The sequence below is a fragment of the Sphingomonas sp. LH128 genome (assembly GCF_000293195.2).
In the GTDB taxonomy this organism is placed as follows: Bacteria; Pseudomonadota; Alphaproteobacteria; order Sphingomonadales; family Sphingomonadaceae; genus Novosphingobium; species Novosphingobium resinovorum_A.
In genome coordinates this window covers 1-15567 of sequence record NZ_ALVC01000226.1, presented here as the reverse complement: position 1 = coordinate 15567, position 15567 = coordinate 1, and the positions used below count along the sequence as shown (strand labels likewise).

Genomic DNA, 15567 nt, shown 5'->3' with positions numbered 1-15567 from the left:
CCCGCCGTCCCGCTGGCCGCGCGCAGCGCCATGGCCGCCGAACCCGCATCGCCCGAGGAGCGGGACCGGCTTTATCCGTTCTACATGCCGATGGGCGGCCTGCGCGCGCCTGCCGTCACCTATCGCATCAAGTGCGAAGCCTCGCGCAAGGCGGGGCGCGAGGTCTATCAGGGCCGGAGCCCGGACGGCCCGATCGAGGGCGGCTACGAACTGGTCTACGAGGCGCAGGACGCGCAAGGCGCTCCTTGCGTCTATCCCTTCGCGCCGTCGCTGCCGCAGATCGGCGGCCCGGTAGAGGGCAAGCAGTACATCGTGCGCAGCTCCATCCCCGGCAAACGCGCGGTGTTCCGCACCAGCTACGACTGGGCGACGGTGGACCTGCGCTTGTTCGACGTCGGCACCCAGCGCGTCCACTTCGAGATGCGCGACGTCGAACTGGACTTCCCCGACGCCATCCAGACCAAGGGCGCGCTCCATCTGGAAGTAACTGAAACTCGCCGCCCCGGCCTGTTCACCGCCGTCCTGCGCCGCGTGAAGATCTACGGCGGCAAGAACGCGCTGTTCGTGCCAAGCGGCCAGACGATGCTCTACGCCGAAGACAGCGACATCGCCGGCAACGTCGGCACCAACACTGACCAGGAGCACACCACCTACATCAACGGCACCCTCGTCTCGCATTTCCGCGACACGAAGTTCCACGGCCAGCGCGCCTGGGAGAACTCGGCGAGCGGCCACCAGCTGAAGGACAAGGCATACTTGCGCGTCTACGAGAACGTCACCGTCTCGAACGTGCCGCACGGGCCGCCTTCGAACTGGCCGCCTCCCGCAATGCCGCTGATCGACGCCTCGGCCTTCGGTTTCACGTGGTCAGACGGGCTGCGCATCGAGCGCGTCGAGCCCGCGCAATCCCCGCGCGATGCCCTCGTCGACCTGCGCAGCGACATCCGCTACGGCGAGCAGGGCAATTATCCCTGGCCGGTGATCGGCTCGCCCGCATGGCATATGCCGCCCTCGCCGCTCGATGCGCTGGACCAGGTCTATCTCTCGGTCTTCCTCAACACCTCGGTGAAGAGCTTCCGCACCGAACCTTACGTCTTCGCGCTCAGACCGACGGGCACCACGCTCGGCACCGACGGCTCGCACGTCGAGGGCAGCGAGGCGCCCCGCGCACAGCAGCGCTACGTCTCGCTGGCCTTCGGCAGCGGCGGCAACCTGCAGCGGGTCTACTCGGGCGAGGGCTGGACCTACTCGGACCCCGATCTCCCCGCCGGGTCGGAATGGGTGCTCGACCGCAGCAAGTTCATCCGCCACGCGCTCGGCCTGATCGGGCGGTAGCTAAGCCCAAGCCTCGCCAGTCATCCCTCAAAGCGGCAGGCCGGCGCGCAACGGGTCGAACCGCACGATCTCGCGCAGGCTCACCAGTGTCTCGAAATCCCGCACGTTCTCGTCGGAGGCGAGCACGTCGTCGGCGAAGCGCTGGTAGGCCTCGATCGTCGGCACGCTGACCATCAGCAGGAAGTCGGTGCGCCCGGTCACGTTCCACGCCCCTATCACTTCCGGGCAGCGGTCCAGCCTTGCCGCGAAGGCCTGCTCCATGCGCAGGCCCGACTGGTTGAGTTCCACCAGCACATGGATCGTGATCGCCGGTGCCAGCCGCGCGGGGTCGATCAGCGCGACGTCGGCGACGATCACCCCGGCCGCCCGCAACCGGCGCAGGCGGCGTAGCACCGCGCTCTCCGAAAGACCGACCTGCGCGGCGATCGTGCGGGCGGGCGCCAGATTGTTGCGCCTGACGATCGCGATGATTCGCCGGTCGAACGCGTCGATATCGACTGTTTCCGCCACAATTTCTCCCAAGATGACGAATTCCATCATCTCATGCCGAAATTCGCCAGCCTTCGCCAGATGTGGCAGGATATATCGGCGCCATGAACACCCTGTCCGCCTCCGCCGGTTCACCCCCTTCGCCGCTCCTGCGCGCCGCGCCCTATGTCGCGCTTGCCTGCTCGATCCTGGCGTTCTGCGTGGGCACGTCCTACGGCAAGCAGCTGTTTCCGGCGGTCGGCGCGACGGGTGCGATCGCTTACCGCGTGGGCTTTTCCGCGCTGATCCTGCTGCTGCTCTTCCGCCCCTGGCGCGCCCCCCTGACCCGTGCGGACCTGGTTGCGACGATGCGCTACGGCGCGGTGCTGGGACTTATGAACCTCAGCTTCTACCTTGCCATCCGCACGATCCCGCTCGGCCTCGCCATCGCGATCGAGTTCCTCGGGCCGCTGACCGTCTCGCTGCTCTATTCGCGCCGTGCCGGGCAGTTCGCGATGGTCGCCATGGCGGCCGCAGGGCTGGCGCTGCTGCTGCCGCTCCATGCATCGCCCCATGCGCTGGACCCTGTCGGCGTCGGCTTCGCGCTGCTGGCGGGGCTGTGCTGGGGGCTCTACATCGTGTTCGGCAAGAAGACGACGCACCTCCCCGGCGGTCAGGCCGTGGCCTTGGGCATGGCGACCGCAGCCGTGGTCGTCGTCCCCATCGGCGTGGTCGAGGCGGGCAGCGCCCTGCTCGCTCCTTCGCTGATCCTCCTCGGGCTGGCCACCGCCGTTCTGTCCAGCGCCGTACCCTATTCGCTGGAGATGATCGCGCTCAAGCAGATCCCGGCCAACCGGTTCGGCGTGCTGATGAGCCTGGAACCCGCCGTCGGCGCCCTCGCCGGAGCCGTCCTACTGGGCGAGCATCTGCTGCCTGTCCAGTGGCTGGCCGTCGCGCTTGTGGTCGCGGCCTCGGCCGGATCGGTGCTGCTGGGCGATGCCAAGGCAGAGCTGCCGCCCGCACAGTAGGGTTTGACCTCGGCTCCATCGACCGCCTAAGCCGCCCGCTGACGACAACGGGCAAGGATGGTTCGCGGATCATGCAGGCGACTTCGCAAAGACCGAAAATCCTGCTTACGCGGCGCTGGCCGGAGGCGGTAGAGACCCGCCTCGCCGCGTCCTACGACGTCACGCTCAACGCCGCCGACACGCCGCTGACCGAAGCCGAACTGGCCGAGGCGATGCGTACCCATGACGCCTTGTGCCCCACCGTCACCGACCGCGTGACGCGCGCCGTCCTGACCGTGCCGGATCGCCGCGTACGGATCGTGGGCAACTATGGCGCGGGCTTCGAACACATCGACATCGCCGCCGCGCGCGAGGCGGGGGTTGTCGTCACGAACACGCCCGACGTGCTGACCGAGGCCACCGCCGACATCGCCATGACCCTGCTGCTCATGGCCAGCCGCCGTGCGGGCGAAGGGGAGCGGGAATTGCGCGCCGGGCAATGGACGGGCTGGCGGCCGACGCATCTGGTCGGCCAGTCGCTTTCGGGCAAGCTGCTCGGCCTCGTCGGCTTCGGGCGGATCGCGCGGGCGACCGCGAAGCGCGCCGAGGCCTTCGGCATGCGGATCGCCTACCACAGCCGCCGCCCCGCGCCCGACATGCCCGCCGACGCATACTTCGCGGACCTCGGCGAACTTGCGCAGCGCGCCGACATGCTCTCGCTCCACGCGCCGGGCGGGACGGAGACGCGGCACATGGTCGATGCGGCCCTGCTCGCGCGGATGCCCGCCCATGCGGTGCTGGTGAACACCGGGCGCGGCACCCTGATCGACGAAGCCGCACTGGCCGAGGCTCTGGCCGAACGCCGGATCGCGGCGGCCGGCCTCGACGTCTACGAGGCGGAGCCGCGCGTCCATCCTGCGCTGGTCGATTTGCCAAACGTGGTGCTCCTGCCGCACCTCGGCAGCGCCACGATCGAGGCGCGCACCGCGATGGGGATGAAAGTCGTCGACAACCTGGGCCGCTTCTTCGCCGGGGAGCCCCTGCTTGACCCCGTCGGCTGAACGCGTCGCCGGAGCCGCAAGGCGCTGGCTGGAGGCGCCGCGCCACGGCCCGCTGATCCTCGGCCTGTGCGGTTCGCAAGGGTCGGGCAAATCGACGCTGGCCGAAGCACTGAAGTCCGCTCTGGAAGCGGAAGGGCGGCGGGTGGCGGTGCTCTCGCTCGACGATCTCTATCTCGGCCGGAGCGCGCGTGCCCAGCTTGCCCGCACCGTGCACCCTCTCTTCGCCACGCGCGGCGTTCCCGGTACGCACGATACGGCGCGCGGTGTCGCCCTGATCGACGCCATCCGCGCGGGAGAGCCCGTCACCCTGCCCCGCTTCGACAAGGCGCGCGACGAACCCGCACCGCAAGGCGACGGCGTTCCCGCCGATCTCGACCTGCTGATCTTCGAAGGCTGGTGCGTGGGCGCTCGCCCGCAGGACGCCGGTGCGCTGGCCGTGCCGGTCAATGCCCTTGAGCTTGAGGAAGACCCGCAAGGCACGTGGCGCGGTCACGTCAATACCGCGCTGGCCGGTCCCTACGCCGATCTTTTCGCGCGCATCGACCGCCTTGTGCTGCTCGCCGCGCCGGGCTTCGAGGTCGTGCGCGGCTGGCGCGGCCAGCAGGAGGACGCCCTGCGCGCCCGCGAAGCCGAGGGCACGCAGGTCATGGACGAGGCCGCGCTCGACCGCTTCGTCCAGCACTACGAACGGCTGACCCGGGACATCCTGACGGAAATGCCGGGCCGGGCCGATCTGGTGCTGTGTCTTGCCGCCGATCGCAGCCTCGTGTCCGCCTTCCAGGCAGAACGCATCACCGCATGCACAGCCCCCGCGCGACGTCGGGGCGCAGTTGCCAGCGGCCCTGCTTGAGCAGCCAGCTGCGCGCGCCTTCCTTGCTGACGGCGTAACCCTCGATGTCCTCGCGGCGACCTCCCCCGCCTGTGACGGCGCCCGCCTGCTGCGGCTCGATCGCGCAGGACATGAGCCGCCCGGCGCTGTCGTAGACCAGGCTGGCCCCGGTGGCGCCCATGAAACCGCTGGCGTCCCGATCGGTGAAGCTGCGGCAGACGACTTCGAGTACGGTGCCGAACTCGGTCATGCCGCCGGGGCCGGGCCTTGCGAAGCTGCGCAAGCCGACGATGTCGGCGCGGGTCTCGCTGCCCGCGCCTTCGAGGTCCAGCAGCGCCTGCCACGCCGCTGCTTCCTCGCCGTTCATATGCGCGGCGACGCGCGCCGCCTGAATCGCGGCGATGTCGAGCGACAGCAGGTCACCCGGATTGCCCTGGAACGCGGTCTGCGCGAAGCTCAGCATGGCGAGATCGAAGGCCGCCACATCCTCCGGCAAGGGCCAGGCCAGCTGCTCCTCGGCATAATGCAGCCCGTCGCTCGGGAAGATGCGGTGGTGACGGAACGCTTCCATCCACGCGACGCGGATGTTCTCGTCGTCCACCGGCACGAGGCGCATGTCGGCCGAGATCACCGCGCGCAGGAAAGTGAAGAAGGTGATGCCGAACGGCGGCGCATAGTCCAGCGCGCGGATCAGCATCGACTGGAACATCTGCGCCGTCTTGCCCAGCCGCGCGGCGATCTCCTGCGCCAGCGCGGGCGACAGGGCGCCGCGCGGGAGGATGCCGCTGCCGTTGGTGGCGATGGCAATCAGCCCCTCGATCCGCGCGCCGGCGACTTTCTGGAACGCGCGGTAGACCGCCTGCACCAGCACGTTGCCAAGCTGGTGCGGCTCGTCGCCGATCTCCGGGCTGTCGTAGAGCAGGTCGCCGATGAGCGGGCGCAGCGTCGCGCCGCCGCCCGCCGTCTCGGAGAACGTGCGGGCCAGCGATCCGAGCACGCCCAGCCGCTCTATGTCGCCGCGCGCCTCGGTGATCTGGGCGGCGACGAGTTCGCCGTAGGAATAGCGCTGGAAGATCGCCACGAGGTCGGCGAAAGCCTCGTGGAAGGCGAGCACGTCGCGGTGGGTGGCGGTCATGAACTCGGGCTTCACCGCGTCGAGCAGGGCGTGCGTCATCTCGTGGACGATGACGTCGTGCGACAGCGCGGTGAACACCCGGCTGCCGGGGGGATAGCCCACCGTGTCGCTGCGCGCCTTGTAGTAGCCGAAGACCACGCAGGCGCGCGCCGGGTCAAACCACGCCTGCGCCTCCTCGACCTCCCACGGCGCGAGGTGGAAGCGATCCGCGCGCGACCATTCGCCGGTCGCCGGATCGTGCATGAGGCCAAGCACGATCTCGCGCCCCAGCGCCTTGCGGAAGGTGCCGTAAAGCTGCGAGGCGGTCGCGTAGACCATCTGCGCGATGAAACGCGGATCGCTCAGCGAAGGCGGATAGCCCGCATCGGCGATGGTGACGATGCTGTTGGGCTTCATCGCGTCGATGATCGTCCGCACCGAGCGCCACTGCGGCTTGTCCTCCGACCAGACCGGCAACGTGACGGCGAAGCGGCGGCCGCGCAGGGTCTCGCCGTCGCCTGAGAACTCCAGCGGCTCGTAAGGCTCGGACACGGTGACGACCCCGCCGCGATCGGAGCGGGCGGTGGGGTCGATGGCGAATATCCGCATCCGGCGCACCATCGGCATGTCGGTCTCGGCGCCAATACCGGGGGCAGTATCGGCGGCCGGGCAGCGGTCCCTCGCCCGCTTGCGCTCGTCCGCCTCGTCCTCGGCGCTGCGCACTTCGCGCAGGACGCGGGGGGAGACGGTTATGACCACGCCGTTAGTCATGCGGGCAGGCCGAACAGCGCCTGCGCGCTGTAGAGCGCCGAGCCTTCAAGCAGCGGCTTCTGGTCCTCGCCCGCCATCTCGCGGGCAATGGCGGCGAAGACGTCCTGCGCGGTCATCCCGGCGCCCTGCCCGCGCAGGATCTTCGTCGCCGCGCGGGTGAATACGCCTGAGCCCGCCTCCTCCATCGCCGACTGCTCGGGCAGGCAGGCGCAGAAGGTGACATAAGACAAGTCGGCGCCGTAGATCTCGGATGGCGCGGCCGCAGCCCGGCTTCCGCGCGCCGCCTTGCGTGCTTCGTAAGCCTTGAGCGCGATCGCGTCCGGCAGGCTGACGCTGCGCGGGCGGCGGTCGATGCGGCCGCCCAGCGCCATCCGGCTCGACCGGCCCGAATGGCAGAAGTCATGGAAGCGGATGACCTTCACGCCGTCCGCCACTTTCATCAGATCGGGCCATTCGTCGTCGATGATCAGCCCGCCCTCGCGCCAGTCGAGCGCCACCAGCGCCTCGTCCTTGTCATCGGCGAACTGCTTGTCCTGCAACTCGTCCCCGTCGACGTCGAGGACGCGGGTGCCGTGGGAGGAGATATGGATCATCACGCTGTCCCCGGCGCGCGCCTTGCCGAGAACCCCGCGCAGCGCCTCGCGGATCTGTCCCGCCCCGGCATCGGAAAGCACAGTGGCGGCGTAGCCCTGCTGGCGGAACGTATCGGCCCAGGTGTTCGCATCGTTGACGCAGCCGTAGAGGCGCATGCCTTCAGGAAAAGCGTCGTTGCCGATGCACAGCGCGATCTTCTGGCCGCCGGGCTGCACCGGCGTTGCAATCTGAGTCGGCGGCGCGGCGGGCACGAACTCGGCAGGCTGCTCGAACAACCCCGCCGGCATGCCGTAGTAGTTCGCCGCCACGATCGCCCGGCCGACGCGCGGCTCGCCCGCCGGAAAGCGCGGCTTGACCACGCCCGCATCGCCCAGCCCCAGCATACGCCGCAGCACGTTCTCGAGGGTCGCCACGTCATTGTCGAACCCGCCGTGCGAGCGCGAGCCCGAGGCCATCGTCGGCTTCGCGGCAGGCGCGGTGGGAGACAGGATCACCGCGTCCCGGAACGCGCGCTTCACCTCCGGGTCGGTGCGGATGAAGTCCTCCATCCCCAGGATCGGCGTCCCCTTCTTCGGCTCGAACGCGCGGCTGACGAGGTAGAGCAGCGATTTGCGGTAGATGTTGGCGCAGTTGTCCGCCCGCTCCGCTTCGCGCGTCATCGCGAAGAGGCTCGCCTCCTCGATCTTCTTCTTGCCGATCAGGCTGCCAAGCGTCTGCGCGAACAGGTCGTTGGTGATCGCCGGGGCCAGCAGGTGCATCTGCTTCACCCGCAGCTTGTCGGCGCAAAGCACCGGCAGGAAGTACGCATGGAAGATCGAGCCCGCACTGTGCCCCAGCGCGAAGATCGCACTCGGCTCCTTCCACGCCGCCGCCAGCTTTTCTGCGAACAGGCGCGCGCCGCCGCCGGTGTCGCTGGAACGGCGGGCGCTGTCCTTCATCGCGTCCCACAGCAGGGTGCCGACCTTGCCGCCGATCAGCTCCACCGCCGGGTCGGTGGTGTAATCGTAGATGTCGCGCGAGAGGGCGCGGCCCTTGCGCCGGTCACCCTCGACGATCTGCCAGAACGTCTCCAGCCCGCCGGTCTCCCAGATGAAGTAGACCGGGTAGATGCCATGCGCCATCCACCAGCGGTGATAGGCCCATGCCGCCGCGAGGCCGCTGCGCTCGTCGGTCAGCCCGCCGTGGGCGTAGAGCATCAGCCGGTAGCCCTGCTTCGCCTTGTCGACGATGGCGCCGACGAGCCGGTCGAGATCCGTCTCGTGCGTCGCCATGATCCCATCGTCGGAAAGCACGCCCTTGCGCAAGTTCACGACATGGAGCGCCAGTTCGCGCAGCTGCTCGGGCGCGCCGGTGAACGGGCCGGGATCGACGAAGACCGGCCAGGGCGACACCGCCACGGTGTCGCCACCGCGTGTCCTGGCCTCGGGCGCTTCCCCGGCCAAGGGCAGCCAGTCCGGTGCCACGACACCCGCCTTGTCCTCGGCCGCGTTCCATGCTGCGAAGTAATCCCGCAAGGCCGCGATCCGCTCCAACTGCTCCGCGCCCGGCTCCGCGCCCTCGCGCACCACCAGCAGTTCGACCGGCTGCCCGGGCTCCAGCCTGCGGTTGGCGCGGATCGATCCGTCGGGGAACAGCAGGTAGTGGAAGCGCTGGCTGAGCGCGGCCGAAGCCTTCAACTGCTCGGTCAGTTCCTTGACCGGGACATTGCCGACCCACTCGATCGCGAGCCAGTCCTTCTGCGCAGCGGCCATGAGCATCCTCCTAGGCATTGGCCTGTAGCGGCCGGGTGAAACGGGACAGCAGCATCGGCATCGTCGCGACGACGCCGGGAAGCAGGGTCAGCAGTGAGCCGGAGCCCTCGTGATCGAGGAACGTGATGAGCACCGACCCCGCCGCGACCAGCAGCAGCAGCGGCACGCGCAGCACGTTCCACGCCCCGCCGCGCTGCGCGTCCTGCCGGAACTGGTGGAACCACTCGGGCTGCTCCAGCGTGCGGATCCAGTGGCCGAAGCTCTCGTTCATCAGCCGGAAGTTGGGATCGGTCTTGACCAGCCGCCGCGTCAGCAGGCTGTTGAGCACCGGGAAGTTGCTGGTGTTAATGAACTTGCCGTGCGCCAGATGATGCAGCGTCAGGTGCTCCTCCTTGCTCGAGCGCACCCATTCGCCCTGGTAGTAGTCGCCCAGGAAGTTCGCCATGTATTCGTGAATCTGCTCGCGGTAGACGTCGTTGAGATCGTTGAGCACGCCCAGTTCTCCCGGAGGCATAGGCGCGGTCATGTCGTCGATCGATATGCCGAAGGAGCGGATCTGGTCCTGGATGCGGTCGGACGGCACCTGGATCATCTCGCTGGCGATCGCCTCCGCCACCGCCGGATTGCGCGCCGCCCAGCGCCGTACCGAGGCCCGGTTGACCGGATCGTCGATCAGTTCCAGCAGCCGCTCCAGATTGGCGCCGCCGCGCGGCGGATCGGGCTCGGCGTCGAGCGGCGCGGGTTCGGCCAGCGTCTCGGTCCAGGTATACGTGATGAATTCGGAGAACAGCTCGGCCCAGCGGTAGGACTCGCTCTCGTTCATGATCCCGGCGCTGCCCGCCACCTCGGCCTCGCGCTTCTCGCGGTCGCGCGCCTGCCGCAGCCGGACCAGCGGCATCGTCTGAACGAAGAAGTAGACGTTGACCTCGGGCCGCGCGGTCAACTGCTCCAGCAGTGCCAGCGTCTTCACGCGCAGATCGCGGTTGGCGACGATGCTTTCGAAGCCGGTGACGATCCACGACTTGGCGGTGAGCAGCGCCATGCTCTTCTCGCCCAGCTTGCCGCGTTCGAGCGCAAGGTCGAACATCTCCAGCCGGTCGCGCGTGTCGAGCGAGTTCTGCAGCTTGCGGAATTCCCGCGTAGGATAGTTGATGAAGACGGCCTTGATCGGGCGAGTGGACTTGGTGCGGATCTGCTCGGGCGTGTGGCGCGGATGGAGCGCGCGGAAGCCGAAATGCTGCAGGCCGAACAGGTTCTGCGCCGCCAGCACCAGCAGGCGCCAGGTCAGGAACGTCGCTACGCCCATGGCGCTGACCGCCAGCAGCCAGTCGCGCAGCACCACCAGCCCCGGGCTGCGCGGCATGGTGACGAGCGAGATGCCGGTGCGCGCCTGCGCCCAGCGCGCGTAGTCGGCCAGCACGCCGAGGCGAAGGTCGAGCGGATGGTCGAAACGGACCGGATCGTCGGTCCACAACTGCATGATCGCGGAGGCCATCTGCGAAGGCGCACCGGGCTCGGCGGCGGCATGGTCGGCGACCAGCTTGCGGGCGGACAAGTCGGTGGGCGCGGGCGTCTTCGCCTTGGGGGCGCTGTCGTAGAAGGGCCGCATCTGCGCGATGTCGTCGGCGATTTGCGTGCGCGATTGCTGCAGCACCCAGGCATCGGACAGCGAGCGGTCGGCGCGCAACTGCCCAGCCCCCGCGCAGCACGCAGCGAGTGCGGGGATGACCGCCAGCAAGTAGATCGTCACCAGCTGATGGCGCAGCACACGGTTGACACGGCGCATGACGGAGGGCGGCACGAACCCGGCAGGCGCCGCGCGCATCCGCTCCATCCACGCCGGCAATCTGACGTCGATTTTGCGCAGCGAAAACCAGTCCAGCGCCGCGACTATCCACATCACCACCAGCAGCACCGGATAGGCGAAGGCCCGCCAGTTCGCGCCAAGGCAGCAGGCCAGCACCACGCTCGCATAGATGCCGAGCGCGGCATAGAACACAGTCGCGACCTTGCCCCAACCGACCGGCAGAGTGCCCCAGCTATGGTCGGCATCCTTGCGCGCCAGCAGGATCAGCAGCAGGAACAGCCCCAGCGCGGCATGCAGGAACGCTGCATCGCCCCGCGCCAGCAGCAGCCCGGCCGCCATCAGCACCACCACCGCCAGCTGCGCCGACATGCCGCGCAGATACCACTGGTCGGCCTCGGCACTGTGGAACGGCTCTGGATCGGGCCAGAGCTTGCGCAGCAGCGACCGCGGGTCGGTCGAGGCCATCACGCCCAGCCCTGCCGCCAGCACCAGCCCGACGCAGAGCATCGTCACCCCCGCGACGAAAGCCGGATCGAGCGCCGCCCTCTGCAGCTTCGAGCGGTCGTACCAGGTCGCCACCAGCCAGTGCGCCGAGCAGGCAACGCCGATCGACATGCGCACCCGCTTGCCGCCGTAGCGCGCATCGAACGGAGCGCCTGCCGTGGGCTCTGCCGCGCGCCCATGCTGCGCAGCATCGGCAAGCCCGCAGCGCTCGTCCACCGATCCCGCGATGCGCGACAGCGTATCGACGGCGTCGAGCTGGCTGCCGAACGTCTCGTTATGCGCGCGCGCCGGATCGGAATGCTGCAGCACTTCGAGGCTGGCGGGATCGATCACCGCATAGCCGAAGCCCTCGGGCACCGGCACCGCGAGCGTCGCGGCGGGCGGCTTTCCCGACATCACTAGGTTCGCGGCTCCCGCGCGGGTCAGCAGCACCACCATGCGCGCGTCGCCGTTGGCCGCCGCAGGCACCTGGTCGATCGTGTAGACCTGCCCCTTCCCGCAGCCGAAGCCGCCGTCAGCGTGTGCCTCCCCTTGGCGTCCGGTGCAGGGGATCACCTCCCCGGCGCGCAGGCGGCCGAAATAGCGGCGCTCGCGAATGTCGGCGAGCGGGCGGTCCTTCGTCGGCAACTGGTCGATGATCGTGCTGCCGACCATGCTGCGCAACTGCAGCGCGGCCAGCGGCAATGGCGCCGGGTAAGTCTGCCACGGCGACGACGCCGCCCCTGCGCCCGATTGCTGCGACGAGGCCCAGCCATCCCCCCATACGGCCCTGGTATCCCGCTCGATCGCGCCGAGACTGAAGCCCACTTCGCGGTCGACGTCCTGCGCGATGGCGGCGGCGAGGCCCTGCGCCATCGTGTCGTTGTCACGCCTGAGGTCGCCCCAGAACGCGATCACCGCGCAGGCCGTCACCAGCGTCGCCACCATCAGCGGCACCGCGGCGATGATGCCGACGACGTCCATCCAGCCGAGCGAGGCATTATGGTCGATCGAGGCCAGCTTGATCAGCGGGATCAGCAGCAGCAGCACGACCACCGAGAATCCGAACGCCGCCTTGGTGAAGGGGCTCAGATTGTTGAGCACCGCCCCCGCACTCGGCGGATCGCCCAGAGCGCTGAGCAGGCACCGGCGCGGCGCGCAGACATAGGGGCCTTCCTCGCGCTGGATCGTCACCGGCCGTCCAAGGTCGAGCGGCCACTGGTAAACCAGCCGCTCCCGCCCGCCGATCTCGATCTTCGGGGTCTTGCCCGAAGTGTCGGGCGCGGGCACCGCGCTGCCTTCGAGCGCGGCCTTGTCCTTCGCTGCGGGCGGCTCGATGCGCTGGGGCCAGTCCCCGCGCAGCACGAGCAGGACTTCGCCGTCCGGCCCGGTGATCGCCAGTTCTCGCGCCCGCGTCTGCTCGCTGCGCCCCGGAATTACCGGGGCCTGGATCACCGACTGCGCGGAACTCTGCGCACAGAAAGGCTCGCCGTCCTCGGTCGCGAAGGCCGACATCACCGGCTTGCGGTCACGCGCCTGGAAACCGTCGAGGGTCAGGCGCAGCTTCGTCGGCGCGGTCGGCATCGCGCGGCACCGGTCCTGCGCCGCATAGCGCACCTGGAAGCGGTCGCTCGAACTGTCGAGATTCGAACCGTCGCGCTGTCCGTCCTCCGAGGCGCGCCGGGTCACCATGTCGCCAAGGTCCCGGAACAGGCTGGCCATGCGCGCCACTTCGCCGAAGTCCGCCTGCTGCCGCCGCAGCACGAGGTCCGAGCGCGCCTGGATCAGCAGCAGCCCGAAGAACAGCACCACCGCGATCGTTGTCGACAACAGCACGGCGAGCGAGCGGACGCCCGGCAGGGATGCGACGCCGGCCACGTCAGCCGATCCCGCGCCGCGACGAACCTGCAAGGCGAAACCATCCGGCCACCGACATGCCCCTATCCGAAGACGCCCTTAAGCATTTACCTCAGGGGCGCAACATTGTCCCAAATCCGCCGTATTTACCGGCGCTTTTCACGAACACTATTTACCGGACGCCGCAAGCCCCCAAATCATGACGATACATGCCATCAAACAGGGCCGCTTAACTTCACCGAACGCCGTTCACTCTACAAGCCGTTGAATATCATGACGACTATTGGTCAACTTCAGCAATCCGGAAACCATCATCTTCTTCCATTACAAATATCGTCACTTGACCGCCCTGCGAAACGGGAGCCTCCTTGAAGGGCATAGTCAGGCAAGGTGCTGTCGAGAGGGGGGAGCATGGTGATCGCCAGAGGAATACTCCTGAGCGGATCGCTCGCGGCGCTGGCCGCCTGTCACGGCGGGCCGAAGGACGAGGCGCAGAAAGTCGGCGTACGCGACGACACGCTCGTCCAGGCGGACGAAGACTACTTCCACGAAATGGACGACGGCGTTACCCTCACCCCCGACGAAGTGAAGGGCCGCAACATGTGGCTGGTGTGGAGCGGCGGCAATGACCGCTTCTGGGACACCATGAGCAAGCCGACGCTGGGCGGCTTCGACCTGCTCAAGATCGTCGCCCCGCCGCCCGGCAGCCCCAATGCCCGGCCGACGCGCTGGAAAGTCATGGGCCTTGTCAACGAACCCTGCTTTTCCGCGCCGACGAATCCGGACGGCTACGGCCTCTGGCGAGACACGCGCGATCCGGGCTGCGCACCCGATCCCTTCGCGAATGAAAAGAAGTACCCCGGCATCCGCATCGGGGCGCGCGGGACGACGGTGCCGGTCGGCTCCTACTTCGGCGAGCCCTCGGGCATCCTCGGCCTGCGCCTGTTCCCCAATCCGGACTTCGACGAGAAGGCGAAGGCCCGCTGGGACGCGAAGCGCTATTACAGCGACGCGCGCTACTACAACGATCCCAGGCTGGTGCGCCCCTACCGCGTGGGCATGAGCTGCGGGTTCTGCCACCTCGGCCCCAGCCCGACGCGCCCGCCCGCCGATCCCGAGAAACCCGCCTTCGCCAACCTCAACTCCACGGTCGGCGCGCAGTACATGTGGGTGGACCGACTGTTCATGTGGAAGGCCGACCCGTCGAACTACATGTACCAGCTCGTCTCGACGTACCGGCCTGGCGCGATGGACACTTCGCTGGTCTCCACCGACAACATCAACAACCCGCGCACGATGAACGCGGTCTACCTGCTCGGCGACCGGCTCGGCGCCGCGCGCAAGTTCGGGCGCGAAACGCTGGCGGGCGGCAGCACGAAGAACGTCCAGTTCAACGACATCCTCGACTCCGGCCCGCTCACGCAGTATTTCGCGAAGCCTGCGACGGTCTGGACACCGCACGTCCTCAAGGACGGCGCCGACGCGGTGGGCGCGCTGGGGGCTCTGAACCGCGTCTATCTCAACATCGGGCTGTTCTCGGAAGAGTGGCTGACGCACTTCAACCCGGTTGTCGGCGGCAAGATCATCAGCCCGATCGAGATCGCCACCGCCCGCCGCAACTCCGCCTACTGGCGCGCGACGGAGGCGGGGACGCCGCTTACCGCGCTGTTCTTCCTCAAGGCCGCGCGGCCCGATCCTCTGGCCAATGCGCCGGGCGGTGCGGGCTACCTCAAGGCGAGCCCGCAAGTGCTCCAGCGCGGCGCGATGGCTTTCGCCAATACCTGCGCGCGCTGCCACTCCAGCAAGCAGCCCGACGCGCCCGCAGGCGCTTCGCTGGTCGATGCCATCGGCCCCGACTACCTGACGCGCTTCAAGGCATGGTGGCGCTGGACCCAGAGCGAGGACTTCAAGGGCAGGATGCGCGCCCTCGTCGCGCGGCCGGACTTCCGGCAGGGCAACTACTTCAGCACCGATGCGCGCATCCCGGTGACGCTGCTGCGCACCAACTTGTGCAGCCCGCTGGCGACCAATGCCCTGCGCGGGAACATCTGGGACAACTTCTCGTCCGAAAGCTACAAGGTCCTGCCCTCGGTCGGCACCGTCGCCTACCAGGACCCGTTCACCGGAGAGGCCCGCGCCTATCGCATGCCCGCCGGAGGACGCGGCTATACGCGCGTGCCCTCGCTGGTCTCGCTGTGGTCGACCGCGCCGTTCCTGCTGGCCAACACGGTCGGCACGTTCAACGGCGATCCGTCCGTGGCGGGACGCATGGCGGCGTTCGACGACGGCATCGCCAAGATGCTCTGGCCGAACCTTCGGGAACGCGACGCGATGCTGCCCGGCGCCTGGGGCATGATCGACCGCACGACGACGCGCAGCAAACTCTACGTGCCCTCCTCGTTCATCCCCGACGCCCCGGGACCGCTGGACGAACAGGCGCGCAAGGCCCTGCGCACGCTGGAGAACGCGGACGGCGACATCGAACTGAGG

9 protein-coding genes are annotated in these 15567 nt (G+C 68.6%); 5 read left to right on the top strand and 4 right to left on the bottom strand.

All coding sequences use genetic code 11. From position 1 onward, the window contains the following. Positions 1–1335, top strand: a 1335-nt coding sequence (locus tag LH128_RS18260) for a hypothetical protein (RefSeq protein ID WP_008831152.1), incomplete at its 5' end; no start/stop codon positions are given. Positions 1336–1362: 27 nt separating this feature from the next. Here the strand turns inward: LH128_RS18260 and LH128_RS18255 are convergent. Next, positions 1363–1875, bottom strand: coding sequence for an Lrp/AsnC family transcriptional regulator (locus LH128_RS18255; RefSeq protein ID WP_008831151.1), 513 nt, complete (start codon positions 1873–1875; stop codon positions 1363–1365). A 53-nt stretch (positions 1876–1928) separates the two neighbouring features. Between LH128_RS18255 and LH128_RS18250 the strand changes: the two genes are divergently transcribed. The 3 genes from LH128_RS18250 to LH128_RS18240 all read left to right on the top strand — a co-directional run bounded on the left by LH128_RS18250 (position 1929) and on the right by LH128_RS18240 (position 4721). Beyond that, positions 1929–2831, top strand: a complete 903-nt coding sequence (locus LH128_RS18250; RefSeq protein WP_008831150.1) for an EamA family transporter — start codon at positions 1929–1931, stop codon at positions 2829–2831. Between the two features lie 71 nt (positions 2832–2902). Then, the gene (locus tag LH128_RS18245; protein WP_008831149.1) at positions 2903–3871 is read left to right on the top strand and encodes a 2-hydroxyacid dehydrogenase; all 969 of its coding nucleotides are present in this window, start codon (positions 2903–2905) and stop codon (positions 3869–3871) included. Continuing rightward, the gene (locus LH128_RS18240; RefSeq protein ID WP_008831148.1) at positions 3855–4721 is read left to right on the top strand and encodes a kinase; all 867 of its coding nucleotides are present in this window, start codon (positions 3855–3857) and stop codon (positions 4719–4721) included. The genes LH128_RS18245 and LH128_RS18240 overlap by 17 nt, the downstream gene beginning before the upstream one ends. Here LH128_RS18240 and LH128_RS31485 read toward each other — a convergent pair. Genes LH128_RS31485 through LH128_RS18225 form a run of 3 tightly spaced genes read right to left on the bottom strand, consistent with a single transcriptional unit; the run spans position 4663 to position 13098 of the window. Next, the gene (locus LH128_RS31485; protein WP_008831147.1) at positions 4663–6585 is read right to left on the bottom strand and encodes a hypothetical protein; all 1923 of its coding nucleotides are present in this window, start codon (positions 6583–6585) and stop codon (positions 4663–4665) included. The genes LH128_RS18240 and LH128_RS31485 overlap by 59 nt on opposite strands. Beyond that, positions 6582–8930, bottom strand: a complete 2349-nt coding sequence (locus LH128_RS18230) for a caspase family protein (RefSeq protein WP_008831146.1) — start codon at positions 8928–8930, stop codon at positions 6582–6584. Before LH128_RS18230 ends, LH128_RS31485 begins: the two co-directional genes overlap by 4 nt. A 10-nt stretch (positions 8931–8940) precedes the next feature. Further along, entirely contained in the window at positions 8941–13098 is a 4158-nt protein-coding gene (locus LH128_RS18225) for a hypothetical protein (protein WP_008831145.1), read from the bottom strand. A gap of 390 nt (positions 13099–13488) precedes the next feature. Here LH128_RS18225 and LH128_RS18220 point away from each other — a divergent pair. Then, the coding region (locus LH128_RS18220) for a hypothetical protein (protein ID WP_008831144.1) at positions 13489–15567 on the top strand (2079 nt) is incomplete at its 3' end.